1 protein-coding gene is annotated in these 246 nt (G+C 58.9%); it reads left to right on the forward strand.

Annotated elements, in window-relative coordinates; all coding sequences use genetic code 11:
• On the forward strand, window positions 1-246 hold a 246-nt coding region (locus ACPYOJ_RS36255), incomplete at both ends, for a DeoR family transcriptional regulator (protein ID WP_481420519.1).

The raw sequence follows: 246 nt of genomic DNA on the forward strand, positions 1-246 counted from the left end.
TTACGGAACTGGCGGACAAACTGCAGGTCTCAGCGGACACCATCCGCCGGGATCTGACCGATCTCGAGAAACAGGGGCTGGCGCAAAAGAACCACGGCGGGGCAATTGCCCTGAATCTGTCGGCCATGAATCGTCAGGGGCGCAATACACTGCTGCCGGAAACCAAACAACGTCTTGGTAAACAGGTGGCGCAGGCTGTTCCGCCAGGTTCGACGCTGTTTCTGGATGCGGGGAGCACGGTAATGG

The sequence above is a fragment of the Rhizobium sp. SVR5-9E genome, from assembly GCF_056755095.1.